This window comes from Rhodococcus sp. NPDC003318 (genome assembly GCF_042879035.1).
Taxonomy (GTDB): Bacteria; Actinomycetota; Actinomycetes; order Mycobacteriales; family Mycobacteriaceae; genus Rhodococcus_G.
In genome coordinates this window covers 268,570-293,482 of the sequence record NZ_JBIAOU010000003.1, presented here as the reverse complement: position 1 = coordinate 293,482, position 24,913 = coordinate 268,570, and the positions used below count along the sequence as shown (strand labels likewise).

The 24,913-nt window shown below is 69.1% G+C and carries 24 protein-coding genes and 1 pseudogene; 10 read left to right on the top strand and 15 right to left on the bottom strand.

The window, feature by feature from the left end:
- Nucleotides 1-342: 342 nt before the first annotated feature.
- The 3 genes and pseudogenes from ACFYVR_RS08745 (at nt 343) to ACFYVR_RS08735 (ending at nt 1,339) form a co-directional block, all read left to right on the top strand.
- Nucleotides 343-591: a serine hydrolase gene (locus ACFYVR_RS08745; RefSeq protein ID WP_387472025.1), complete on the top strand. Its 249-nt coding sequence runs from the start codon at nt 343-345 to the stop codon at nt 589-591.
- Nucleotides 558-992, top strand: a pseudogene (locus tag ACFYVR_RS08740) (serine hydrolase domain-containing protein); the annotation flags it as partial. The gene ACFYVR_RS08745 and the pseudogene ACFYVR_RS08740, both read left to right, overlap by 34 nt.
- A gap of 206 nt (nt 993-1,198) precedes the next feature.
- A complete protein-coding gene (locus ACFYVR_RS08735; RefSeq protein ID WP_387471745.1) occupies nt 1,199-1,339 on the top strand; it encodes a hypothetical protein in 141 nt (46 codons plus the stop codon).
- Between the two features lie 4 nt (nt 1,340-1,343).
- On the opposite strand, the gene ACFYVR_RS08730 is transcribed toward ACFYVR_RS08735, so the two are convergent.
- Nucleotides 1,344-1,961: a TetR family transcriptional regulator gene (locus ACFYVR_RS08730; RefSeq protein ID WP_387471743.1), complete on the bottom strand. Its 618-nt coding sequence runs from the start codon at nt 1,959-1,961 to the stop codon at nt 1,344-1,346.
- 161 nt (nt 1,962-2,122) lie between these two features.
- Here ACFYVR_RS08730 and ACFYVR_RS08725 point away from each other — a divergent pair, with 161 nt between their 5' ends.
- A complete protein-coding gene (locus ACFYVR_RS08725) occupies nt 2,123-3,646 on the top strand; it encodes an FAD-dependent oxidoreductase (RefSeq protein ID WP_387471741.1) in 1,524 nt (507 codons plus the stop codon).
- 52 nt (nt 3,647-3,698) lie between these two features.
- Here the strand turns inward: ACFYVR_RS08725 and fahA are convergent, their stop codons facing one another.
- The 4 genes from fahA to ACFYVR_RS08705 form a co-directional block, all read right to left on the bottom strand.
- The gene (fahA, locus tag ACFYVR_RS08720) at nt 3,699-4,868 is read right to left on the bottom strand and encodes a fumarylacetoacetase (protein WP_387471738.1); all 1,170 of its coding nucleotides are present in this window, start codon (nt 4,866-4,868) and stop codon (nt 3,699-3,701) included.
- Nucleotides 4,865-5,746 (bottom strand): hypothetical protein, encoded by an 882-nt coding sequence (locus ACFYVR_RS08715; protein WP_387471736.1) that lies wholly within the window; start codon nt 5,744-5,746, stop codon nt 4,865-4,867. The genes fahA and ACFYVR_RS08715 overlap by 4 nt, the downstream gene beginning before the upstream one ends.
- Nucleotides 5,743-6,996 (bottom strand): homogentisate 1,2-dioxygenase, encoded by a 1,254-nt coding sequence (locus ACFYVR_RS08710; protein WP_387471734.1) that lies wholly within the window; start codon nt 6,994-6,996, stop codon nt 5,743-5,745. Before ACFYVR_RS08710 ends, ACFYVR_RS08715 begins: the two co-directional genes overlap by 4 nt.
- 189 nt (nt 6,997-7,185) lie before the next feature.
- The gene (locus tag ACFYVR_RS08705; protein WP_387471732.1) at nt 7,186-7,752 is read right to left on the bottom strand and encodes a MarR family winged helix-turn-helix transcriptional regulator; all 567 of its coding nucleotides are present in this window, start codon (nt 7,750-7,752) and stop codon (nt 7,186-7,188) included.
- A 238-nt stretch (nt 7,753-7,990) separates the two neighbouring features.
- On the opposite strand from ACFYVR_RS08705, the gene ACFYVR_RS08700 reads away from it, so the two are divergent.
- Nucleotides 7,991-8,410, top strand: a complete 420-nt coding sequence (locus ACFYVR_RS08700; protein ID WP_387471730.1) for a pyridoxamine 5'-phosphate oxidase family protein — start codon at nt 7,991-7,993, stop codon at nt 8,408-8,410.
- Between the two features lie 6 nt (nt 8,411-8,416).
- On the opposite strand, the gene ACFYVR_RS08695 is transcribed toward ACFYVR_RS08700, so the two are convergent.
- From ACFYVR_RS08695 to ACFYVR_RS08670, 6 genes are all read right to left on the bottom strand, one after another.
- A complete protein-coding gene (locus ACFYVR_RS08695) occupies nt 8,417-8,905 on the bottom strand; it encodes a nuclear transport factor 2 family protein (protein WP_387471727.1) in 489 nt (162 codons plus the stop codon).
- A gap of 76 nt (nt 8,906-8,981) precedes the next feature.
- Nucleotides 8,982-10,271, bottom strand: a complete 1,290-nt coding sequence (locus ACFYVR_RS08690; RefSeq protein ID WP_387471725.1) for an MFS transporter — start codon at nt 10,269-10,271, stop codon at nt 8,982-8,984.
- Between the two features lie 108 nt (nt 10,272-10,379).
- Nucleotides 10,380-11,840: an FAD-dependent oxidoreductase gene (locus tag ACFYVR_RS08685; protein ID WP_387471723.1), complete on the bottom strand. Its 1,461-nt coding sequence runs from the start codon at nt 11,838-11,840 to the stop codon at nt 10,380-10,382.
- Nucleotides 11,837-12,622, bottom strand: a complete 786-nt coding sequence (locus ACFYVR_RS08680; protein WP_387471721.1) for an SDR family NAD(P)-dependent oxidoreductase — start codon at nt 12,620-12,622, stop codon at nt 11,837-11,839. Before ACFYVR_RS08680 ends, ACFYVR_RS08685 begins: the two co-directional genes overlap by 4 nt.
- Nucleotides 12,615-13,448, bottom strand: a complete 834-nt coding sequence (locus ACFYVR_RS08675; RefSeq protein WP_387471719.1) for an SDR family NAD(P)-dependent oxidoreductase — start codon at nt 13,446-13,448, stop codon at nt 12,615-12,617. The genes ACFYVR_RS08680 and ACFYVR_RS08675 overlap by 8 nt, the downstream gene beginning before the upstream one ends.
- Nucleotides 13,449-13,524: 76 nt before the next feature.
- Nucleotides 13,525-13,977 (bottom strand): nuclear transport factor 2 family protein, encoded by a 453-nt coding sequence (locus ACFYVR_RS08670; RefSeq protein WP_387471717.1) that lies wholly within the window; start codon nt 13,975-13,977, stop codon nt 13,525-13,527.
- A 115-nt stretch (nt 13,978-14,092) separates the two neighbouring features.
- Between ACFYVR_RS08670 and ACFYVR_RS08665 the strand changes: the two genes are divergently transcribed.
- Nucleotides 14,093-14,833, top strand: a complete 741-nt coding sequence (locus tag ACFYVR_RS08665; RefSeq protein WP_387471715.1) for an IclR family transcriptional regulator — start codon at nt 14,093-14,095, stop codon at nt 14,831-14,833.
- A gap of 76 nt (nt 14,834-14,909) precedes the next feature.
- Here the strand turns inward: ACFYVR_RS08665 and ACFYVR_RS08660 are convergent, their stop codons facing one another.
- The 3 genes from ACFYVR_RS08660 to ACFYVR_RS08650 form a co-directional block, all read right to left on the bottom strand.
- Complete coding sequence (locus ACFYVR_RS08660; RefSeq protein WP_387471713.1) at nt 14,910-16,811, bottom strand: FAD-dependent monooxygenase; 1,902 nt, start codon at nt 16,809-16,811, stop codon at nt 14,910-14,912.
- Between the two features lie 3 nt (nt 16,812-16,814).
- A complete protein-coding gene (locus ACFYVR_RS08655) occupies nt 16,815-18,146 on the bottom strand; it encodes an MFS transporter (protein ID WP_387471711.1) in 1,332 nt (443 codons plus the stop codon).
- Between the two features lie 154 nt (nt 18,147-18,300).
- Nucleotides 18,301-19,236 carry a LysR substrate-binding domain-containing protein gene (locus ACFYVR_RS08650; protein WP_387471708.1) on the bottom strand — a complete coding sequence of 312 codons (936 nt, stop codon included), beginning with the start codon at nt 19,234-19,236 and terminating at the stop codon, nt 18,301-18,303.
- A gap of 176 nt (nt 19,237-19,412) precedes the next feature.
- On the opposite strand from ACFYVR_RS08650, the gene ACFYVR_RS08645 reads away from it, so the two are divergent.
- The gene (locus ACFYVR_RS08645; RefSeq protein WP_387471705.1) at nt 19,413-21,365 is read left to right on the top strand and encodes an acyl-CoA dehydrogenase family protein; all 1,953 of its coding nucleotides are present in this window, start codon (nt 19,413-19,415) and stop codon (nt 21,363-21,365) included.
- Between the two features lie 10 nt (nt 21,366-21,375).
- Here the strand turns inward: ACFYVR_RS08645 and hsaA are convergent, their stop codons facing one another.
- On the bottom strand, nt 21,376-22,542 hold the full coding sequence (gene hsaA / locus ACFYVR_RS08640; protein ID WP_387471703.1) for a 3-hydroxy-9,10-secoandrosta-1,3,5(10)-triene-9,17-dione monooxygenase oxygenase subunit: 1,167 nt from the start codon (nt 22,540-22,542) through the stop codon (nt 21,376-21,378).
- Nucleotides 22,543-22,706: 164 nt separating this feature from the next.
- Between hsaA and ACFYVR_RS08635 the strand changes: the two genes are divergently transcribed.
- Genes ACFYVR_RS08635 through ACFYVR_RS08625 form a run of 3 tightly spaced genes read left to right on the top strand, consistent with a single transcriptional unit; the run spans nt 22,707 to nt 24,912 of the window.
- Nucleotides 22,707-23,858: a Rieske 2Fe-2S domain-containing protein gene (locus ACFYVR_RS08635; protein ID WP_387471701.1), complete on the top strand. Its 1,152-nt coding sequence runs from the start codon at nt 22,707-22,709 to the stop codon at nt 23,856-23,858.
- Nucleotides 23,859-23,874: 16 nt separating this feature from the next.
- Complete coding sequence (locus ACFYVR_RS08630; RefSeq protein ID WP_387471698.1) at nt 23,875-24,099, top strand: hypothetical protein; 225 nt, start codon at nt 23,875-23,877, stop codon at nt 24,097-24,099.
- Between the two features lie 24 nt (nt 24,100-24,123).
- Nucleotides 24,124-24,912 (top strand): SDR family NAD(P)-dependent oxidoreductase, encoded by a 789-nt coding sequence (locus tag ACFYVR_RS08625; protein WP_387471696.1) that lies wholly within the window; start codon nt 24,124-24,126, stop codon nt 24,910-24,912.
- Nucleotide 24,913: the final 1 nt, after the last annotated feature.

The window sequence follows — 24,913 nt, the reverse complement described above, 5'->3', positions numbered from 1 at the left end:
GGGACCGGACATCGCCCGCGGCGCCGAGACGCCGTCCGCCCCCGCCGACACGCGCGAGCCGCGGACCGCCCGGTAGCGTCCCGGCACGTACATCCGATTCGCACAGATCGCCCCCTTTCGCCGCTTTCGGTACGGCCCCCGCCGTCGCAGTCGATTCGGCATCGTCGCCGCCCTGGCCCTCACGCTGACGCTCGGAATCTCCGGCCCCCTCGCGCACGGTCAGGACCTGCCGCCCCTCAATCCCGGATCCCAGCCCGGCGACAGCGGTGAACTCACCGCCGTCCAGAGCGCCGTACCGCGGCACCTGAGCGCCATCCCGGGTGTCGCCGTCGCCATCGTCAAATCCGGCGGCATCGCCGGTCCCGTCACCACCACCTACTACTTCGGTACCGCCGACAAGCCACCGACACCCCGGCGGGCCCGGACACCCAGTTCGAGATCGGCTCCCAGACAAAGATATTCACCGCCCTGCTTGCGCAGCGCCGCAATGCCGGAACCTCGCGCCTGACCGACCCGGCCGCCCGGTACGTTCCCGAGGGCGTCACCCTGCCGACACTGTGGAACCGTCGATCACCCTGGCCGACCTCGTGACCCACCGTTCCGGGTTGAAGGACTACCCGGCGAACCTCGGCCCCCACGACAAGGCCGCGTACGACGTCGCGATGCTGTGGCAGGGACTGCAGGCTCCCGGAGCACTCGACTTACCACCCGGACTGTCCTGGCTGTACTCCGACCGGGGCTTCGGATTGCTCGGCTCGCTGATGGCCTGCGCCGACGACCCGGCGCCCGCGCAGCCACCGTTCGACGACGTGGTGCGCAGGAATCCCACCGGCCCGCTCGGGATGTCCGACACATACCTCGAGCCCGCGAATCCCGCTGCGGATCAACAACTTGCCGTGCCCTACGACAACGGCGCCGCGACGGCGTACTGGAACAACACCGGCGCCCTCGCCGGCGGCGGCGGTCTGATCAGCACGGCCCCCGACATGTCGGTGTGGACTGCGACGACCCTCGGCTACGGCACCGGACCACCGTCGCGGACGCTGCCGCGGATGCTCGACCCGATCGCACCGGGACAGGCCGCTACCGACATGACCATGGGATGGCGTGACAGCTCTACCCTGCCGGGAACGGCATCCCCGCGCCCTACGCGTGGAAGAACGGCACCACCGCGGGAACACAGAGCGTCACGCTGCTCGTGCCGTCCACCGGCTGGGGCGTCACCGTCCTCACCAACGGCCGCGATGCCACCCCGGTCGGCGTCGCCCGAGAGCTGGCGGCCGCGCTCGCCGGCGCCGAGGCGGGAGAGGGCTCGGCGGCGAACCCCTTCGGGAGCTGATCACTCAGCGCGGCATGCCCGTCAGGTCGGCGAGCAGCAGGTCGCAGGCGACGCGCAGATCCGATTCGATCTCGGCGACGGAGGTACGTCCGTTCAGCCCGGCCTGGATGAGGCCGAACCACAGCGACACCACCAGGCGCACCACCGTCGCCTCCCGGACCGTCGGTTCGGTCAGGCCCGCGGCGTCGTAGAGGAGTGCGTGGAACTTCTGGTCGATCTTCGCGACGTCGGGGATGGTCGCGGCGTTCGACGTCGCGTTCGACTGGATCATCGCGGTCGCGAGCAGCGGCGAGCGCAGCAGGGCCCGGGTGGCCTGGAGCAGTGCGTCGCAGATGGCGTCGGCGGGCGTCAACGGCGTCCGCGACCGCCGCGTCAACTGCACACCCATCCGCTCGATCTGGTCGACCATCACCGCGACGAACAGGTGCGCCTTGGACGGGAAGTAGCGGTAGAGGGTGCCGATGGCGACGCCTGCGCCCTTCGCGACCTCCTGCATCTGGACCCGCTCGAGCTCCTTCTCCGCTCCGAGCTGTGCGGCGACCTTCAGGATGCGGCCGTGGCGTGCCCGCTGTTCGACGGAACTCGGCTCGGCCGCGTCACGCCCCTCGGCAAGTCTCGGCATCGGTCCCCCACTTCGTCAACTGCTGTCGTACCGAGCGTAAATCCTGTCATCCGCCGAGGCCGCCCGGTGCCGCGTTCCGCTCAGTGGGAGCCACTCTGCCTCCGCCGCGCCCACTGCGATTGCCTGTGACCACATTCGATGCGACGGAGGTAGCTGGACTCATGCAGGACTGGACGGACGAATACGACGTGGTGGTGGTCGGGTCCGGTGGCGGCGCCCTGACCGGCGCCTACACCGCGGCCACGCAGGGCCTGCGGACCGTGGTGCTGGAGAAGACCGACCTGTTCGGCGGCACCTCGTCGTACTCGGGTGCCTCGATCTGGCTGCCGGGCACGCAGGTGCAGGAGCGGGCCGGGCTGCCCGACTCCACCGAACTCGCGCGCACCTACCTGCGTTCCCTGCTCGGTGACGTCGACGCCGACCGCCAGGACGCATACGTGGAGACGGCACCCGAGGTGGTGGCACTGCTCGAGCAGGATCCGAACATCGAGTTCGAGTTCCGCGCGTTCCCCGACTACTACCGGGCCGAGGGACGCCTCGACACCGGTCGCTCGATCAACCCGCTGGACCTCGACCCCGCCGACATCGGCGAGCTCGCCGAGAAGGTGCGCCCCGAACTCGACCAGGACCGCACCGGACAGGGTCACGCGCCCGGCCCGATGATCGGCGGCCGCGCCCTGATCGGACGGCTGCTGGCGGCGCTCGCCGGCACCGGCAACGCCGACCTGCGCACGGGCACCGCGCTCACGTCGCTGGTGGTCGAGGACGGCCGCGTCGTCGGCGTGGAGGCCGTTCGCGACGGCGAGACGCTGCGGATCAAGGCCGATCGCGGTGTGCTGATGGCCGCGGGCGGCATCGAAGGGAACGCGCAGGCGCGCACCGACAACGGCACTCCGGGCAAGGCGGAGTGGTCGATGGGCCCGATCGGCGCGAACACCGGTGACGCGATCGCGGCCGGTGTGGCGGCGGGCGGCGCGACAGCGCTGCTGGACCAGGCGTGGTTCTGCCCGGGCGTCGAGCAGCCGGACGGGACGGCGGCCTTCCTGGTCGGCATCCGCGGCGGCATCGTCGTCGACGCGAACGGTGAGCGGTACCTGAACGAGTCGCTGCCGTACGACCAGTTCGGCCGGGCCATGCACGCGCACAACGCAACCAACCCGACGTCGTGGATGATCTTCGATTCCCGTGAGGGCGGCGGGCTGCCGGGCATCAGCATCCCGAACACCGCACCGGCGAAGCACCTCGAGGCCGGCACCTGGGTGCAGGCCGACACCCTCGAGGAGCTGGCACTGAAGGCCGGCCTGCCCACGGATGCGCTGCGCGCCAGCGTCGAACAGTTCAACGACTACGCCAAGCACGGCGTCGACGACGCGTTCCGCCGCGGCGAGGACCCGTACGACAACTTCTTCTGCCCGCCGAACGGCAACCCGAACAACGCGCTGACCGCGATCGAGACCGGCCCCTTCCATGCCGCCCGAATCGTGTTGTCCGACCTGGGCTGCAAGGGCGGACTGGTTACCGATGTCGACGGACGGGTGCTCCGGGAGGACGGGACCGCGATCGACGGCCTGTACGCGGCGGGCAACACGTCCGCGTCGCTGAGCCAGAAGGTGTACCCCGGCCCCGGTGTGCCGCTGGGCACCGCGATGGTGTTCTCCTACCGCGCCGCCCGCCACATGGTGTAGTGGCCCTGTGCGCGAGTTCGGTAGCCGGAACCACCGAACTCGCGCACAGGTGCTACGCGGGCAGGATGCGGGCGCGGACCTCGCCGAACCCGATGCGGGTGCCGTTCGGGCCGGGAGCGGTCGCGGAGATCGCGATCTCGTCCCCGTCCTCGACGAAGGTGCGCTTCTCGTCACCGACGGCGACGGGTTCCGCTCCGCCCCAGGTCAATTCGATGAACGCACCGCGCTGGTCCTTGTCCGGCCCGGAGATGGTGCCGGAGCCGAACAGATCGCCGGTCCTGGTTGCGGCGCCGTTGACGGTGGTGTGCGCCAGCATCTGCGCGGGAGACCAGTACATCTGGGCGTAGGGCGGGCGGGACACGACGTGTCCGTTCCACTCGACCGCGAGGTCGATGGCGAGGCCCCACTTCTCGTCGCCCTGCAGGTACGGCAGCGGCGTCGGATCCTGCGTCGGGGTGTCGACGCGCGCCGCCTCCAACGCAGCCAGCGGCACCACCCACGGGGAGATGGACGTCGCGAAGCTCTTGCCGAGGTTCGGGCCGAGCGGCACGTACTCCCATGCCTGGATGTCGCGGGCGGACCAGTCGTTCAGGATCACCGCACCGAAGCAGTGGTCGGCGAACTCGTCGGGGCTGATCCGCGACCCCATCGGCGAGCCGACACCGACGATGAAGCCCATCTCGGCCTCGATGTCGAGACGCACCGACGGACCGAACGTCGGCGCCGCGTCGGCGGGCGCCTTGCGCTGACCGCTGGGTCGCGTGATGTCGGTGCCGGACACCACGACGGTGCTCGACCGTCCGTGGTATCCGACCGGCAGGTGCTTCCAGTTCGGCATCAGCGCCTCCGCGTCCGGCCGGAACAGCCGGCCGAGGTTGGTGGCATGGTTCTCCGACGCGTAGAAGTCGACGTAGTCGGCGACCGCGATCGGCAGGTGCAGCGTCACGTCGGCGACGGAGTGCACCGCGTCGTCCGTGATCTCACCGGTGACGAGCAGGGCGATCCGGGCGCGTACGGCGTCCCACCGCGGGCGGCCCTGCGCCATGAACGCATTGAGGGTCGGCTGCGCGAACACGTCGTCGCCGAGCGCCTTCGCCAGGTCCACGACGTGGTCGCCCACCCGGACGCCGACGCGGGGATCGGTTCCGGCAGTGGAGAACACGCCGTAGGGCAGGTTGTCGACACCGAACAGGGAGTCGTCGGGGATCGAGATGACGGTCATGCGCGGGTTCCTTCGTCGGCTGCGGGGGTTTCGATGACGGACATCAGACCGAGTTCGGTCAGGTCGGTGAGGGGATCGGCGATGCTGCAGGTGCCGTAGGACAGGAACCGTCCCCGCAGCGCGGCGGCCTCCTCGTCCGGAAGGGCCGCGAGCGCACCCGCCACGCGGGCGCCGTCGCGGTCGGCGAGCGCCGCCACGACGTCGGCGGCGCCCGCACCCGTCGCGGCGAGGTGCGTCGCGAGCATCAGGTTGAGGAACCCGTGCTGCTCGAATCCGTTGTCGGGTGCGGTGTTCCGGACCGCGTGGTGCAGACCGGCGGTCGCCTTGAACGGCACACCGAGCTGCGTCACCGCCGCGATCGCGGCGGCCAGTTCCGCCTCGTCGGGGTAGGCGTCGGCGACGACGCCGCCGGTGCGGAACTTCGCCCGATACCCGGCGTCCGCGAGGCGGGCGAGGATCTCACCGCGCCGATCGTCCCGCGGCACCTCGACGTAGATGTCCACGCCCGGTGCGGCGGCGGCGATCTCCTTCAGACCCGCGAACAGATCCGTGACGGACTGGTCGACCGGCACGGCGATCTCGAGGGCCACCAGCCGGGCCCCGTCGATCCCGCGCAGCTGTTCGACGGCCGCGGGCACGGCGTCGGCGCCGGCCGGAACGGTCAGGCTCACCGCGAGCGTGCGACCACTGCCCGCGAGTACCGCAGCCAGCTCCCCCAATCGGGGCGCGGGGAAGACGAAGGGCCCCACCAGTTCTGCGTGGCCACTGTCCTCGTGCGCGAAGTGTGCGGGCACCGCGGATCCGAGCGGCGCGTTGCCGGGCGGGAACAGTGCGGCGTCGTCACACAGGCCGGCGAGCAGGGGTGACACCCCGGTCACTGCGCGTCCCCCTGCACGGACTGCGCCGACTCCGGGCCACGCCCGGACTGCGCCGACTCCGGGCCGCGCCCGGCCCAGGACCACGCGTACGCCGGGTCCTCGCACGCCAGCGCGCCCTCGCCCAACTCCAGCGGACGGAAGGTGTCGACCATGACCGCGAGCTCGTCGAAGAACTCGACGCCGATGCTGCGTTCGTACGCGCCGGGCTGCGGGCCGTGCGCGTGACCACCGGGATGGATGGAGATCGAGCCCTGACCGATGCCGGATCCCTTGCGCGCCTCGTAGTCTCCGCCGCAGTAGAACATGATCTCGTCCGAGTCCACGTTGGAGTGGTAGTACGGCACCGGGATCGACAACGGGTGGTAGTCGACCTTGCGGGGCACGAAGTTGCAGATGACGAAGTTGTTGCCCTCGAAGGCCTGGTGCGCCGGCGGCGGCTGGTGCACCCGACCGGTGATCGGCTCGTAGTCGGAGATGTTGAAGGTGTACGGGTACAGGCAGCCGTCCCAGCCGACGACGTCGAACGGATGCGTCGGGTACACCATCCGGGTCCCGACGATGCCGTGGGACGTGCGGTGCTTGACCAGCACCTCGACGTCGGTGCCCTCCGCGATCAGCGGCTCGGTGGGCCCGTGCAGATCCCGCTCGCAGTACGGCGCGTGCTCGAGCAGCTGACCGAACCGGGACAGATAGCGCTTCGGCGGGACGATGTGGCTGTTCGCTTCGATCGCATACGCACGCAACGGTTCCGAACCCTGCGGAATCCAGCGGTGCGTCGTCGACATCGGAAGCAGGACGTAGTCGCCCTGGCGAGCGTGCAGTACGCCGAAGACGGATTCGACCACGGCCTCACCGGACTCGACGTACACCATCTCGTCGCCGATCGCGTTGCGGTACAGGGGCGATTCCTTCGCCGCGACCACGTAGGAGATGCGGACGTCGGCGTTGCCGAGGATCAGCCGCCGACCGGTGACGACATCCGTCTCGGCCCAGACCTGCTCGGGAAACAGGTCGTGGAGCTTGAGGTGCCGCGGCTTGAGCGGGTGGTTCGGGGTCGTGGTCTGATCACGCAGCTCCCAGACCGTCGCGTCCACGATGGCCGACGGAATGGTGCGGTGGTAGAGCAACGACGAGTCCGAGGAGAAGCCCTCCTCGCCCATCAGTTCCTCGAAGTAGAGCTGTCCGCCGTCGTCGCGGTGCTGGGTGTGCCGCTTCGGCGGGACGCTGCCGAGCTGTCGGTAGAACGCCATGGCCGACCTCCTGGGTCCGAATTCTCCCCGGTTCTCGCGCTCGTGTCTCCACTCCGGCGGACTCCGGTCTGCTTGTCGACGCACCGACGTGGCTGCGTGCGGCCTGCGCCACCGGCTCACGTCGCGAGCGTTAGTAAACACATTAACTATTTTGTGGGCGTGTTGGCAACCACAGCGGGCGCACTCGGATCAGTTGCGGCCGCGGACGTCGAACTGACTGCGATTGGTGATCAGCTTGTCGAGGAGCATCACGAGGACGTGCTGTTCGGCCTCGGTGAGCACACTGGCCCACGCATACTCGCGCTCGTTGTGTTCCCGGTAGGTGTCCGCCATCTCGCGGCGTCCCCGCTCGGTGAGCGAGAGCTGCACCGAGCGACCGTCCCGCTCGTCCGGCGTCCGGTCCAGCAGCCCCGCCGTGACGAGCGTCTTCGTCAGGTTCGACACGGCAGCGCGACTCATCCCCGTGAGCTTCGCGGCGGTCTTGGACTCGATCGGACCGGCCAACCAGGTCACGAAGAGCAGCCGGAACGCCGACCACGACAGGCCCCGAGGCCGGTGCACCGACGACTCCAGGTCGTAGGTCACCACGTTGGCGGCCCGGTTCAGCGTGAGCAGCACCTGCGTCGCGAGCTGGTGCGACGACCCGTACTCCGTGCTCAGCCGCTCGTTCGCCAGATCGATGAAGGACCAGAAGTCGAGAGGCCCGGGCCCGTGCTCCGACTCGTCGCGCGTGGTCCGCGCACCCTGCCCGCTCATCCCGCCACCCTATCCCGGGGCATCACCGGGGCCGGATGCCCAGAACCCCACCCCGCCGCAAAATTGATATGTATCTTAACTACTTCCAGGGCGTGGCGTCACGAGAGTGGGTGGGGAACGACAACCGGTCGGACCGGGGAGGGTTCCACACCCCCGTTTCGTTGCGGTGTGCTCGGGAACACCTCGGCCAGGGCACCTCGTTGTCTCCGGAGACGAGGCCTGTCGAAAGGATCGTGCGATGCCGACGATGACAAGGGCGGAACGGGAGGCGTTCCTGGCAGAGCCACATGTCGGGGTGATCGCGGTCGAGAGACCCGACCGGGCGCCGTTGGCCGTCCCCATCTGGTACGGCTACGAACCCGGCGGCGAGATTCTGCTGTGGACCGAGACGGACACGGTCAAGCACGATCTGCTCGCGGCGGCCGGCCGGTTCTCACTCACCGCGCAGGTCGAACAGGTCCCCTACAAGTACGTCACGGCCGAGGGGCCCGTCACCTCGATCGCGGCGATCACCGCCGACCAGGCCAACGCGATCGCCGTGCGCTACCTCGGCAGGGCGGAAGGCACGGCGTACGCCGCGCAGAACGTCACCGCGAAGTCGATCCTGGTACGGATGCGGCCCGAGAAGTGGCTCAGCACCGACTATTCGAAGGAGTAGTCCCGGTCAGGGCGTGCGGGTGAAGACCGGGTCCTCGGGCGAACGGCGGGACCGGACCCAGGCGGCGTCGAGGCCGTCGACGATCTCCTCGGTCACGGACTCGTCGAACACGACGATGCGGTCCGCGATGCGCCACTGCCCGTCTCGTCGTTCGAAGCGGTCGACGTACCGGCACTTGACGGTGGTTCGCGACTGCGGTCCGCCCGGCCCCGCCGGGGCCTGCCGCAGGTAGCACAGGCAGTACGACTCCACGTTCGCCGTGTCGCCGTCGAGGTCGATCAGCACGTTGGTGATGTAGTGCAGCGAGGAGTCGATCGTGGCGTGCCGGGACCTCATGTCCTCGATCAGACCGTCCACCGTGCCGACGTAGCCACCGTGGTTGTCGATCGCGTCGGGGAAGTAGCAGTCGGCCACGCGGTCGAAGTCCTTGCGGTCGACCGCCCGTGCGTAGCGATGGAGGACCTCGGCGATCTCCTGCTTGTCGACGAGCGACATGGGTGTTTCTCCTGTCGTACGAACGGGCCCCGCCGACGTCGTTGTCGGCGGGGCCCGTGGTCGGTCGGGACGGTCTCTAGTCGACCCGCAACTCGATGCCCTTGGTCTCCTTGACGAAGAAGATCGCACCGAGGGTGAGCAGCGCGCAGAACACGAAGTAGAAGGCCGGCGCGAGGTTGTTGCCGGTGACGGAGATCAGCCACGTCGCGATGAACGGTGCCGTACCGCCGAGGGCCATGTTGGTGATGTTGTTGCCGAGGGCGAGACCGCTGTAACGGACCGAGGCCTTGAGCATCTCGACGTACGTCACGTACGACGCACCGTTGACCACCGAGACGGCGATGAAGAGCACCGACTGCCCGACGATCGCCTGCCAGATGCTGCCACCCGCCATGAGCATGAACATCGGGACGCCCAGGACCACGGCGGCGACGGTGCCGGCGAACAGCACCGGCTTGCGGCCGTGGCGGTCGGCCAGGTAGCCCGCGATCGGGAGCGTGATCACACCGAGGACCAGAGCCAGCGACGTGGACAGGAACGCGACGGTGGACGACTGCCCGCCCGCCTTCTGCAGGTAGGTCGCCGCGTAGACGGAGGCGATGTAGTAGCCGCCGGTGATCAGCGCGCCGAGGAAGACGATCCTCACGAGGGCGCCGCCGGAGCTGCTGAGCAGTTCCTTGACCGGAACCTTCGCGGTCTCACCCTTGTCCTCGAGCTCCTTGAACTGCGGGGTGTCCTCCATGTGGTTTCGGATCCAGACACCGATCACCCCGATGACGACGCTGAGCAGGAAGGGAATCCGCCAGGCCCACGACTGGATCTGGTCGTCCGTGAACACCGACGTCAGGCCGAGCGCCACCAACGACGCGACGAGCGAACCGAGGTACGTACCCGTGTTGACCATCGACGTCTGGAACGCCCGCCACCTGGCCGGAGCCGATTCCGACACGAACGCGTTCGCACCGCCGAGCTCGCCGCCGGCCGCGAAGCCCTGCAGGCAGCGCGCCAGCACCAGGATCGCGGTCGCCCAGATCCCCAGCGTGACGTACGTCGGCATCAGGCCGATCGCCGCGGTCGCGACGACCATCAGCAGGATGGTCCAGGACAGGGCGTTCTTGCGGCCGTACTTGTCGCCGATGTGGCCGAAGAAGATGCCGCCGGGTACGCGCAGGAAGAACGCGACCGCGAACGTCGCGAACGTGCCTAGCAGCGCGGCGGTGTCGCTCTCCGAGACGAAGAACAGCGACGCGATGATCGTCGCCATGTAGCCGTAGATGCCGAAGTCGTAGTACTCGACGACGGTACCGACGATGGCAGCACGAACCACCTTGACGGTGGATTGCTTCGGCTGGGTCTCTGTCTGCACGGATTCCGGTCCTCGGGCGGGCTCGGGGTTACGAACCGCGGGCTCCACTGTGTCGTTCGTTGGCATGGATGGTCCTTTGCAAGTGTGTGGTACGCAACACGCTCGGTGTCAAATTCCTGCAGTTGTCAGTGCCGTCGACGTCGTCGACTCACCGCGTGCGGTGCGCGCGGCGTTGATTCCGGCGATTCGGCCCATAGTGAGGGCGTTCGCCACGGCGTTGCCGCCGCCCACGTAGCGGAGGCCGAGGATGCCGGCCCCGGCCTCGCCGGCCGCGAAGAGTCCGTCGACCGGACGACCGGTCCGATTCAGTACGGATGCGTTGCTGTCGATCTCGACGCCCGCGTGGGTGCACACGAGCTCGGCGGGCAGCAACCGGGCAGCGTAGAAGGGGCCCTGGTCGATCGGGTCCGGGTCGGCGTCCGAACCCTTGTTCGCGAGGGTGCGATGACGCAGGAAGTCGTCGTCGACACCGTTCGGGAGTTGATCGTTCCATCGCGCGACGGCTGCCTCCAGAGCGTCGGCGGGCACTCCCATCGCCCCGGCGAGTTCCGCCAGCGAGTCCGCTCGGAGCGTCCGCCCGGAATCGGCCTCGTCGAGAATCCGTTCTGGAGCCCAATCAGTGTAGCCCACAGGAAGATTCGTGCGAGCCCTGTCGTCGAACACGACCCAGGCGCCGTCCGGCTGCGCGTCGATGATCCCGGTCGAGACCGCGTACGACGCGTCCTCGTCCATGAACCGGCGACCGTCACCGTTGACGTAGATCCGCGACTTCGGAGGGAAGCCCGACTGCCAGTGGTGGTAACGCTGGAAGTACGCGGTCGGGAGCATCAGGCCCCAGCCCTCACCGGTCACCGCCGCGTCGACCTGCTCACCGAAGCCGAGGTGGTCGCCCTGGCTGCCCGGCGCGGCCACGACGAAGAGGGAGTCCCCACCCCGGTTCGCGAACGGATAGAGCTTGTCGACCAGTTCCTTGTTCTGCGCGAACCCGCCGCTGGCGATGACGACCGTGGACGCCCGGACCTCGATGTCGTCGGCGACGACACCGGCGACCCGGCCGTCCTCGACGATCAGCGACTGCACGCGGGTGTTGAGGACCACCTCGACACCGCGGTCGCGGCGGGCCTTGTCGAGCACCTGAACCAGACCGTAGCCCTGGTCCTTCGGCACGTGACCGCGCCAGACGTCCTCGACACCGGCCTGGCACAGACCGGGCACGTGGGCGTTGGCCGACTCCCGCGCTGGGATCTCCACGCCCAGGCCGATCAGCCACTCGAGCGTCGGCCCGGCGTTCTCGCAGAACGCGCGGACCAGCCCCGGCTTGAGCATCCAGTGGTTGAGGTCCATGTAGTGCTGGAAGAACTTCTCGGCGGTGTCCTCGATGCCGAGCCCGCGCTGGACGCTCGTCCCCGCGGCGGTGAACAGGCCCGCGGACAGCTGCGTCGAGCCGCCGAGTTCGGTCTGCGACTCGAACAGCAGCACCGACGCACCCTGCTCGGCCGCGGACACCGCCGCCGCGAGCCCGGCTCCGCCGCCGCCGATGACGACGACGTCCCAGTTGTCTTCACTCATGAGAGAACTCCTCCCGACTCGGCGACGATGCGGTGGTACAGCCCGTTGGACACCAGACCTCCGTCCACCGTCACCTCGCTGCCGTTCATGTACGTGGACCGGTCGGACAGCAGGAACAGCACCGCATCCGTGATCTCGTCGACCGTGCCCATGCGGCCGGCCGGAATGCTCTGCAGTGACGCGCCGATGAACGCGTCGGCTCCGCCGACCAGCGCCGTCCCCACCAATCCGGGGTGCACCGAGTTCACCCGGATGCCCCACCCGGCGAACTGGCCGGCCGCGGATTTCGACAGCCCCGTCAGCCCCCACTTGCTCGACGCGTACGCGGGCGAGAAGTAGCCGACCTGACCCGAGATGGACGAGATGTTCACGATCGATCCGCCGCCGCTGTCCCGCATCAGCGGAGCCGCGGCCTTCATCCCGTAGAACGGGCCGAACAGGTTGATCCGCATGGTCAGTTCCCAGATGTCGTCCGGGGTGTCCATGAACTCGAGCCTTCTGCTGATGCCGGCGTTGTTGACCAGGCCACCGAGTTCGCCCTTGGTGGAACGGATCTCGTCGATCACACGGGTCCACGCCGCGGAATCCGCGACGTCCAGCCGGTGCGCCGACGCACTGCCACCGGCGGCCTCGATCTCGGCCGTCACCGCGGAGGTGTCCGCGACGTCGGCGACGCACACGTGCACTCCCCGCGCGGCAAGCGCCTTGGCGTGGTTGGCGCCCATGCCGCCGGCGGCGCCGGTGACGAGGACGACCCCGGGGTACCGAGCCTGATCAGACATGGCGCGAACCGCCGTCGACGGCGATGGAGTGTCCGGTGACGTAGCGGGCGCTGTCGGAGAGCAGGAACAGCAGCGGACCGAAGACCTCTTCCGGGGAGCCGAGTCGGTGCAGCGGCACGGAGTCGAGGGCGTTCGCCAGGGCGGCGGGATCCTCGCGAACCCAGCGGGTCATCTCGGTGTCGATGTAGCCGGGGGCGATGGCGTTGACCCGGATTCCCTTGTCGCCGAGCTCGACCGCGAGCGACTGGGTGAGATGCGCGACGGCCGCCTTGGACGTGCAGTACGCGCCGCGACCACGACGGTTGCGCACCGCCGAGACCGAGGACATGTTGACGATCGCGCTGCCTTCCGCCATGTGGCGTGCCGCGGCCTGCGAGCCGAACAGCACTCCCTCGACGTTGACGTCGAGCACGGCGGAGATCTGCTCGGGCGAGATGTCCTCGACGAGCGCGAACGGGAAGATGCCCGCATTGTTGATCCAGAAGTCGATGCGGCCGAATTCCTTCAGCGCCACCTGTGCGAGGGCCTCGTGGTCGTCGGACTTCGTGACGTCGACGCGGGCGCCGAGGACGCGTCCGGGCTTGTCGGCCAGGGACCGCTCGGCCAGCTCGGCGTTGATCTCGTCGGCGGTGGCGGACATCTGCCCCTCGTTGATGTCCGCGGCCACCACGTTCACGCCGCGGGTCGCCAGGCCGGCCGTGAAGGCGGCACCCATGCCGCGGGCGGCGCCGGTGACGACGGCGACCTTGCCTGCCATCTCCGGGTACAGCGCCAGCATCTGCGTGGCGTCGGTGCGTCCGGGGTTCTCGGCTGCGGTCTCGGTCATGATGTGAAATTCCTCCAAATTGCTGTGTACTGCACAAGTTTCGAGCGGCCCGGCTGTGCGGTTCCGGGCCGCGACATCAGGCGGCGTCGTCGCGACGGACGGTGCGCCGCGCGATCCGCCACCGCCCGTCCTCCCGGATCACCCGGTCGGTGAGGGTGGTGAACCGCACCAGGCGGGACTCCCCGCCGATCCGGGTCGCGACGATCTGCAGGTAGGCCCGGACCTCGAGCTCCTCGTCACCGAGCGCGGCGACCGCGATGTTGGTCAGCACGTGCCGGTGCACCTCTCCCGCCGCGGACGCGCCGTCGGCGAACCGCTGGGCGAACTCCGTGAGCGCCGCGCCGCCGACGACCGGGGCCGGGTAGCTCGGCGAGTGGAATTCCCCGTCCGAGGTGAAGGTGGCCGCCCACTCGGCCGCGGCCCCCTCGTCGATCAGGTGACTCTGGCGGCCGTACAACTGGTGGACCTCGGCCAGCAGACCGATGTCCTCGTGGGCGATCCCGTTCACGACGTCGAACTCCTCCGGCATCCCGGCACCTCGGCGGGGATTGCGTCAACCTTGAATGTGTGCGATAATCGAACACATAGTGCGATTAAGGTGAACACTAGGTGCTTCACCTCACAGGAGTCAAGGGAGGGTCTGCATGTCACCCGGTCGATCGGGCGAGTCCGCGAACGAAAGCGCAGTACAGAGCGGGCGCGTCGAGCTCGACTCGGGAATGTCGAAGACGCTGCACAACGGCCTCGAGATCCTCGAACTGCTGACGCAACACAAGTACGGATTGACGATCACCGAGGTCGCGGACGGGATCGGGGTGCACCGCACCGTCGCGCACCGCCTCGTCCGCACCCTCGAGGCGCACCGCCTGTGCCGGCGAACCGAGAGCAAGCGGATCCTGCTCGGTGCAGGCCTGGTCTCGCTCGCCGGATCCGTGGAACAGGACCTGCGGGAACTCGCACGGCCGATCCTCGAGGAACTGGCCGACACGGTGGAGGCCACCGCCCACCTCGCGGTCCGGGACGGCGCGGACGCGGTGCGCGCACTCATGGTCATCGAACCGCGGAACTCACGCGCACACGTCGGCTTCCACCCCGGACAGGTCGATCCGATGAACCGGGGGTCGGCGGGACTGGCGATGCTGGCCGCGCTACCCCCGAGGGAGGGCGAACGTCCCGAGGTGAGCCGCGCCCGCGAGCGCGGGTTCGCGGTGACGTCCGGCGAGGTCACCCACTCGGTCACCGGCATCTCGGCCGCCCTGCCCAACCGGCGGCCGGAGGACCTCGCCAGCATCGGCGTCTCGGTGTTCGACGCGACGAACGAGGCACAGTACGGCGAGGCCGTGATGGCCGCGGCCCGTAGGCTGGGCGCACTGCTGCTGCGGTGACCACGCGCTCGGTCGGCGCACGACGACGCCCGGGCCGCAGGCATGTGCCTGCGGCCCGGGCGTTGTCCATCCGTCGTCAGCGGACGACCGCATCCTCCCGGCTCGCCGACGCGGCGTCGGCGGCGACCGCGATCGCCTCCTCGAACTCGCGCTGACCGACCTGGGATCCCAGCACGAGAGCGAGCCGGGTCAGGAACCCCTCCCGATCGTCGGCGCCGGCCTGGTCGAGTGCGTCGGACAGGCCCATCCACACGTTTTCGCGGCGCAGTTCGGCCGGATCGATCGCGGGACCGCCGTCCACCGCGGCAGATGCGCCGGCGGGTGCATCGCCGAGTGCCAGGTGCGCGACCACGTCGTCGATCCGGGCGAGATCGTCGATGCGGCACAGCAGCAGGCCGTCGGGACGCACCACGAACACCTCGCCGGGCCGGGCACCCAGCGCAGCGGCCAGGTCGCCCTGCGCGTCGGGAACGACCGCGACCGGGGCGTCCGCTGCACGTGCACCGACCAGGACCGCGCGCACCGACTCCGGGGCGACCGCGTCGGAGAGGGTCGTGGACGCCGCAGCCAGCCGGCCGGCGTCCACTCCGACGCCGATCACGGCGAAACCGGTGCCGCGCAGCAGGTTCAGTGAAGTGATGATGCCGTCGCCCGTCGTCACCCGACGGTCCTCGACCGGGTCTCCCGATGCCACGCCGGTGGTCCCGAGCGCCGTCGGCCACGTCAGCGGCGAGATCCGTGCGTTGGTGGCACTGGACTGACGCGGGTTGATCAGATGGCTGAACTCCGGACGGTGCACCGACAGCGCGAGGATGGCGTCCCGGGTCGTCCGGTAACCGTGACTGCCGGGCGACATGATGAGCGTGCTCTTGCCCGCGTTCGCGACGTTCTGCCGCCACGCGTCGTGCCGCTCCACCGAGTACGCCTGCAGCAGTTCGGCTCCCGCGTTACCGTGGATCACCGCGGCCAGCTGCCAGGCGAGTGTCTCGGCATCCTCCATGCCTGAGTTCAGCCCCCGGACACCGAAGATCGGGACGAGGTGGGCCGCGTCGCCGGCGAACACGATGCGCCCCTGTGTGAAGTCGGGCAGCGCGAGCGCGCGGGCGCTGTAGAAGCCGTGCCATTCGAGCGTCCACGGCAGTTCGTTCTCGAGCCACGCCAGATGCCGCGTGATCCGGTCGCGGATGCGGTGCTCCTGGGTCTCGAGCTCCGCGTCCTCCGAGGAGTCGAGTTGGTAGTCGATCCGCCAGATGTCGCGGGGCTGCTTGTGCATGATGATCGTCGACCCGGGGTTGCTCGGCGGGTCGAACCAGACCATCCGCTCGGCCGGCATCTCCGACTCCCAGTGGATGTCGGCGATGACGTAGCGTCCGTCGTAGTTGTTGCCCTGCATCCGGATTCCGGCGAGTTCCCGCATCCGGCTGCGTCCGCCGTCGGCGGCGACCACCCAGCGGGCCCGCAGGTGCCGCGTGCCGGACGCGGTGGCCACCTCGAGCGTCACCTCGTCGTCGGTGCGCAGTACACCGGCGATGCTCGCCGACCAGTGCAGCGTGACGAGCGGGTTCGCGTCGATCGCGTCGACCATGATCTGCTCGAACTCCGACTGGGAGACGTTGATCATCGGGGGCCGGACGTCGTGGTCGGCGTCGCGCATCCGGAAATGCAGCACCTGTCGGTCCCGGTAGAAGCTGCGTCCCCCCACCCACGGCAGGACGATCTTCTCGAGCTCGGCGCCGAAGCCCAGGCGCGCGGCCACCTCGAGGCTGTGCCGGGAGATGCAGATCGCGCGGCTGCCGAACGACACCTGGTCCGCGGCTTCGAGAATCGTGACGGGGATGCCGCGCTGGGCGAGACCGAGTGCGACGGCCATGCCGACGGGGCCTGCGCCGACGACCACGACGGGCAGCGTCTCGTCGGCGGCGGTCATGGACGCGAAGTCCGATGCGGGGTACTTCACGGGCTGGTAGTAGGTCGACACGGACTACACCGCTTCCTGCTCAGACGGACGGAACGACGAGGCGGCGGGCGCCTTCAACGCCAGGATGCTGAGGAGGCTGACGAGTGCGATCGCGGCGAAGTAGCCGGTGATCGCCAGGGAGGTGTCGAAACTCGCGTACAGCGCGGTCGCCACGATCGGGGCCAGCCCGCCGCCGAGAATCGCGCCGATCTGGTAGCCGAGCGAGGCGCCCGAGTAGCGGATCGCCGGCGGGAAGAGCTCCGCGAACAACGCGGACTGCGGCCCGGCGCAGCAGCCGAGGACGAACCCGAGCGCGATCATCGAGGCGGCCATCACCGGCAGCACCGCGGTGTCCATGAGCGGGAAGAAGGCAGCGGCGACGACGACCAGGGCCACGGAACTGCGGATGTAGACGGGGCGTCGGCCGAGGGTGTCGGACTTCCACGCGCTCAGGGCCATGCCCGCCATCCAGAACGGGCACGACCCGATCAGCAGGAACAGCATGGTGGTCTTGGTGAAGCCGAGTTCGGTCTCGCCGTACTTGAGGACATAGACCATGTAGGCGTAGGCGATACCGTTGGTGGCGATGAACGTGCCGCCGGCGAGCAGGACGGTCTTCCAGTGCCTGGTGAGGACCTCGAGGATCGGCAGCGCCGCGTCCTGCGCGAGTTCCTTCGACTCGGTGAACTCGCTGCTCTCCTCCAGCCCGAGCCTGATCCACATCGCGACGACGACGAGAACGGCACTGAGCAGGAAGGGGATTCGCCAACCCCACGACTCGAAGGTCCCGTCGCTCATGAACGCCGTCAACGGCAGGTACACGAGATTGGCCACGAGAACACCGGCGGGAACGCCGATCTGGGGTGCGGCGCCGTACAGGCCCTTGCGTCCCTCGGGGGCGTTCTCGGTGGCGACGAGCACCGCGCCACCCCATTCGCCGCCGACACCGAGGCCCTGGACGAAGCGCAGCGTCACCAGCAGGATCGGGGCGAGGACCCCGATCGACTCGTAGTTCGGCAGCAGTCCGATCGCCACGGTCGCGCAGCCCATCAGCATCAGTGACACGACGAGCATCGACTTGCGTCCCACCCGGTCGCCGAAGTGTCCCATCACGACACCACCGATGGGGCGGGCGACGAAGCCGACCGCGAGGGTCGCGAACGCGGCGAGGGTGCCGGCCAGGTCGGACGTCCCGGGGAAGAACTGCGGGCCGAGGACGAGCGCGGCGGCGGTGCCGTAGATGAAGAAGTCGTACCACTCGATCGCGGTGCCGACGAAGCTGCCCAGTGCGGCCCGGCGGGCCTTGCGGTGCCGCGACTGCGCGAGGGCAGGGGGCTCCGACACGGTAGCGGTCATGGTTGGGACCTTTCACTCCTGGAACTGCGCCCGGGGACGCGTGGCCGGTGGAGCGGGACAACCACCCGACCGGCGCGTGACCGTCCACTGCGGCCTCCATGCATCTTGACGCCGATCACAATCCGTGAAAAGCGCAAGAATCAGGGGTGAATGCTCACAAATCCTGCAGATCCGGCCGTGGGTCCGCCGACGCGAAGTCGATGAACGCGCGGGCCGCCTTGCTCAGGAGCACGTTCGCCGACCACGCCAGCAGGATGTCGACCGGCTCGATCGGCGGGTTCACCTCGTGGCGTACCACCAGCCCCAGTCCCTCGTAGGTGACGTCGTACTGGGGACGCTGGATCAGCAGCGTCCAGCCGAGCCCGCGCCCGACGAGCGCGCGTGCCGTCTCGAAGTTCTTGGGCCGGTAACGGATTCGCGGTGTGAACCCGGCGCGGTTGCAGGTCTGCAGTGCGTGGAACGAACTCGGCGGAGCGTCGAGCAGCACCATCGGCTCCTCGGCCAGTTCGGCCAGTTCGAGCACCGGGGCGTCGGCCAGCCGATGCCCGGACGGCAGCAGGATCGCCGGCTGCCGGGTGTCCATCCGGGTCCGGTGCAGCGCCGGCGACAGGTCGAGGTCGTAGACGATCGCCAGATCCAGTTCACCCGACGTCAGACGCCCGTCCAACCGGTCCTGGTTGTCCTCGACGAAGTCGACCGTCACCCGTGGGTGCTGCTGGTTGAACTCGTAGAGCAGCCGCGGCAGCAGCGTCGGCCCGAGCGACGAGTAACAGCCGATCGCGAGCGGACCGGTCAACTCGCCCTCCGCACCGGCCGCGGCGGCCGCCAGGTCACCCGCCTGCTCGAGCAGGGCCCGGGCCCGCACCAGCACCCGTTCCCCCGTCGGGGTCAGCTGCACACCGTGCGCGCGGCGTCGCACGCACAGCTGCGAGCGCAGCCCCCGCTCGAGTTCGGTCAGCGCCAGGGAGACCGCCGACTGCGAGACGTGCAGGCGGTCGGCCGCCGCCCGGATCGTGCCCGTCTCCGCCACCGCCACGAACACGAACAGTTGCCGCATCGTGTACGCCGGCGGCTTCGCCGTACCCGTCATCGCCACCTCCCGTGTCTCGATTCTGGCATCCACTCGTGCGCGGTTCGGGGTCCCTGGACCGCCGAGCCGCTCACGAGTGGCGGAACCGCCCTGCAAGGGGGTTCCGCAAACCGCGGGCGAGGAGAATACTCACGGGTAGCTTTTTCACTCCGACGCCGTCGTCGAGGAGGCGCATCATGGTGTCACCCGCCCAGGTAAGCGAGGAGCAGGCGCGCGCGGTCGCCGAGGAGGCCCGCGAAAGCGGCTGGGAGAAACCGTCCTTCGCCAAGGAGCTGTTCCTGGGTCGGTTCCGTCTCGACCTGGTTCACCCGTTCCCCGTCCCCTCCGCCGAGGACGCGGCGAAGACCGAGCGGTTTCTCGTGAAACTGCGCGAGTACTGCGCCACCCTCGACGGATCGGTGATCGAACGCGACGCGATGATCCCCGACGAGTACGTCCGCGGGTTCGCCGAACTCGGCTGCTTCGGGCTCAAGATCCCCGAGGAGTACGGCGGACTCGGCCTGTCCCAGGTCGCCTACAACCGGGTACTGATGCTCGTCGGGTCGGTCCATCCGAGCCTCGGTGCACTGTTGTCCGCGCACCAGTCGATCGGCGTCCCCGAACCACTCAAGCTCGCCGGGACCGATGAGCAGAAGCGAAAGTTCCTGCCGCGCTGCGCGAAGGGCGCGATCTCCGCCTTCCTGCTCACCGAACCGGACGTCGGTTCGGACCCGGCACGGATGGCGTCCACCGCGACCCCGATCGAGGACGGCGCCGCGTACGAGCTCGACGGCGTGAAGCTGTGGACGACGAACGGGGTGGTCGCCGAACTGCTGGTCGTGATGGCGCGGGTGCCGAAGGTCGAGGGTCGTCACCGCGGCGGCATCACCGCGTTCGTCGTCGAGGCCGACTCCCCCGGCATCACGGTCGAACGCCGCAACTCGTTCATGGGACTGCGCGGCATCGAGAACGGCGTCACCCGGATGCACAAGGTGCGGGTGCCGGCCGAGAACCTGATCGGACGCGAGGGTGACGGCCTGAAAATCGCCCTGACCACCCTCAACGCGGGCCGTCTCGCCCTGCCGGCCATGTGCACGGCGGCCGGGAAGTGGTCGCTGAAGATCGCGCGCGAGTGGTCCGCGGCACGGGTGCAGTGGGGCCACCCGGTCGGCGAACACGGTGCCGTCGCGGAGAAACTGTCCTTCATCGCGGCCACCACCTTCGCGATGGAGGCGGCACTGGCGCTGTCCGGGCAGATGGCGGACGAGGGCCGCAACGACATCCGCATCGAGGCGGCCCTGGCGAAACTGTGGGCCAGCGAGATGGCCTGCCGGATCGCCGACGAGCTGATCCAGATCCGCGGTGGCCGCGGTTACGAGACCGCCGAGTCCCTCGCCGCGCGCGGCGAGCGCGCCGTCCCGGCGGAACAGCTGCTCCGCGACCTGCGCATCAACCGGATCTTCGAGGGGTCGAGCGAGATCATGCGTCTGCTGATCGCGCGCGAAGCGGTGGACGCGCATCTCAGTGCCGCCGGCGACCTCGCGGACCCGAAGGCCGACCTCCAGCACAAGGCGAAGGCCGCGTTGGGTGCCAGCGGCTTCTACGCGAAGTGGCTCCCGCACCTGGTGTCGGGCAAGGGACAGTTGCCCAACTCGTACAGCGAATTCGACTCACTGGCAACACATCTGCGCTTCGTCGAACGAAACGCCCGCAAACTCGCGAGGTCCACGTTCTACGGCATGACGCGCTGGCAGGCGGGCATGGAGAAACACCAGGCGTTCCTCGGCCGGATCGTCGACATCGGAGCGGAACTGTTCGCGATGTCCGCGGCGTGCGTGCGCGCCGAGAGCGAACGCGCCGCCGACCCGGCGCGCGGCACGGGTGCCGTCGAACTGGCCGACGTCTTCTGCCGGCAGTCCCGGCTGCGGATCGACCGCCTGTTCGCGGGCCTGTGGGAGAACACCGACGAGCTCGATCACCGGATCGCGGGCAATCTGCTCGGCGGCGAGTACACCTGGCTCGAGACCGGGGTACTGGACCAGAGCGAGGGAACGGGTCCGTGGATCGCGTCCTGGACGCCGGGCCCGTCCGACGAACCGAACCTGGCCCGCAGGTTCGTGACGACACCGGACACCGCCCCGGCTCCCTGAGCGCCGGCCGTCAGATCATGTTGTCCTCGACCGGCAGTCCGAGCGCGCCGCGCCCGTAGAGGGCGAGGCCGCGCTCGGTGTCGTTGGCGACGTGCACGCCGCCGGCGTGGGCGTCCCGCCACGCCCGTTCGATCGGGTTGCCGACGTCGAGGGAGTTACCGCCGGAGGTCTTGAACAGTTTGTCGATCGCATCGAGGGCGCGTTCGGTGCCCATCACCTGGTCGCGCCGGGCCCGCAGCCGCAACTGCATCGGGATCTCCCCACCCGCGGCGGCCACGTCCATCAGCGCGCGCACGTTGCGATCCATCTGCAGGATCGACGCGTCGATCTCCGACGACGCCCGCCCCACCGTGACCTGAGCGAACACGTCCTCCGCGTATCGGCCACCGCCGAGGCTCAGCCGCACCCGGTCCCGCATCCGGGCCAGGAACTCCTCGTAGCATCCGGCCACCACCCCCACCACGGGTGCCGCGATCGCGGAGCTGAACACCGTCGCGAACGGAATCCGGTAGAGCGGACCGGTGTTCACCCTCTGACCGGGTCCGCGTAACTGGGAGAACTCGTAGTTGCGCATCACCCGGTGATCGGGGACGAAGGCACGCTCGACGAGGATCTCGTTGCTGCCGCTGCCCCGCAGACCGACGCTGTCCCAGGTGTCGCGGATCTGGTAGTCCGACCGCGGCAGCAGCAGGGTCGTGGTGTCGATCGCCTCGCCGCGGTCGTCGACGAGCAACCCGCCGAGCAACGCCCATCCGCAGTGGTCGACACCCGAGGAGAACCGCCAGCAGCCCATCACCTCGTAGCCGCCGTCGACGCGGACCATGGTGCCGACCGGAGCGTACGACGACGCGATCAGTGTGTCCGGATCCTCGCCCCACACCTCCGACTGGGCGGCGTCGTCGAACAGCGCGAGTTGCCAGGGGTGCACGCCGAGCACCGCGGCGACCCACCCGGTGGACCCACACGCCCCCGCGATCGCGCGGATCGTCTCGTAGAAGTGCACCGGGTCGGTCTCGAGTCCCCCGTACCGTGCCGGTTGGAGCATCCGGAACACCCCGGCCTCGACCAGTGCCCGGATCGTCTCGTCCGGCACCCGGCGGGACAGTTCCGTCTCCCGCGCCCGCTCCGCGAGGGTGGGCAGCACGTTCCGCACCCGTCCGAGAACATCGTTGTCCATTCGTCCGATGCTAACGGCTCGCCGAGCGTGGGAACCCGCAGTCCGGCCCGTTCGGGGATCCCGGCCAGTGAGACCCCGCCGATCACCGGTCACCCGCGTCGTTAGCGTCCGAAGCCACGATCCCGCCGCGCGTCGCGGCACCGCTCGAACGAAAGGGACGACCCGTGACCAGCACGCAGCCCGACGAAGTCCGCATCATCGAGGCGGGTGCCGCACCGACCCGGTTCGCACGAGGATGGCACTGCCTCGGGCTCGCGAAGGACTTCGCCGACGGCACACCGCACGGAGTCGAGGCATTCGGAACCAAACTCGTCGTCTTCGCCGACAGCGAGGGCAAGCTCAACATCCTCGACTCGTACTGCCGGCACATGGGTGGAGACCTCAGTCAGGGTGCGGTCAAGGGTGATTCGGTGGCGTGCCCGTTCCACGACTGGCGCTGGGGAGGAAAGGGACGCTGCACGTCGATCCCCTACGCCCGCCGGGTTCCCCCGCTGGCCCGCACCCGCGCCTGGACCACACTCGAGCAGGACGGCATGCTGTTCGTCTGGCACGACCCCGAGGGGAAGGCCCCGGGCGAGGAGGACATGTACATTCCCCGGATCGAGGGCGCACTGTCCGACGAATGGTCCGACTGGGTCTGGTACACCACCACCGTCGACACCAACTGCCGCGAGATCGTCGACAACATCGTCGACATGGCGCACTTCTTCTACGTCCACTACTCGTTCCCGACGTTCTTCAAGAACGTCTTCGACGGCAACGTGGCGAGCCAGTTCATGCGCGGTCAGGCCCGCGACGACATGCGGCCCCACGCGGCGGGCACCCCGAGAATGCTCGGAAGCCGTTCCGACGCCTCGTACTTCGGCCCCTCGTTCATGATCGACGACCTGACGTACCAGTACGACGGCTACGACGTGGAGTCGGTTCTGATCAACTGCCACTATCCCGTCTCGCCGGACAAGTTCGTGCTGATGTACGGCATCATCGTCAGGAAGTCGGACCGATTCGAGGGAGACGCCGCGCACGAGATGGCGCAGAGCTTCGGCAATTTCATCGCGAGGGGCTTCGAGCAGGACATCGCGATCTGGAAGAACAAGACCCGCATCGAGAACCCGCTGCTGTGCGAGGAGGACGGCCCGGTCTACCAACTCCGCCGCTGGTACGAGCAGTTCTACGTCGACCGTGCCGACGTCACCCCCGAGATGGTCGACCGGTTCGAGCACGAGATGGACACCACGAAGGCCGTCGCCGCCTGGCAGAAGGAGGTCGAGGCCAACCTCGAAAGGGCCCGCGAGAATGCGGCCGCTGGCGTGTGACGCTTGCGGCGCCTGCGTGCAGGTGCTCAAGCACAGCTGGGAACACACCGCGGTGCAGTGGACCGAGACCGCGCGCGGCACCTGCCGGGAGATCCACGACTGGACCGGCCGGGAGGGCCGGCCGGGCGCTCCGGCGATGCGGTGCGAGGCGCTGACCGCGACCATCGAGCGCGCCGCACACGAGGGGCGCATCGCGATCACCAACGAGGAGCCGGTCCCGAAACCGCAACTCGCACACTGACACGACCCGACGAGAGGGACCTTCATGATCGACATCGACAGGTACGGCCCGTGGGCCGTCATCGCCGGCGGCTCCGAGGGCGTCGGATCGGCGTTCGCCGACGAACTCGCCACGGCCGGTTTCAATCTCGTGCTGATCGCCCGCAAACCCGGCCCCCTCGAGGAGACCGCGGACAAGGTGCGCGCGCACGGAGTCGAGGTCCGGACCCTGTCGCTGGACCTGCTCGACACGAGTGCGCTCGCACAGATCCGCACGGTCACCGACGACCTCGACGTGGGGTTGCTGATCTTCAACGCGGGCGCCAACTCGTACGGCCACGAGTTCGTCACCGGCGACCTCGACGGGTTCCGTGGCGTGATCGACCTCAACATCACCAGGCAGCTCGAGCTCTCGCACCACTTCGGCGCGCTGATGAAGAGTCGGGGCCGAGGCGGGATCGTGCTGCTCGGCTCGCTCGCCGGGTACATGGGCTCCGAGCACCAGAGCATCTACGCGGCGTCCAAGGCGTTCAGCCGGGTGTTCGCCGAAAGCCTGTGGCTCGAGCTCGCACCGCACGGCGTGCACGTCGTCGAACTCGTCCTCGGCGTCACCCGCACTCCCGCCATGGTCCGCGCCGGACTCAACTTCGACGTCCCCGGCATGATCGTGCAGGAACCCGAGGACGCTGCCCGGGAGGGCCTCGAGCACATCGAGGACGGTCCGGTGTGGGTGGCGGGCGGCAACTACCCGGCCGCCCGGAAGCGTAGCGGCTTCCCCCGCGACCGGATGGTCAAGGGCGCCGCCGAGGCGATGCGCACGCTGTTGAACCGCTGAC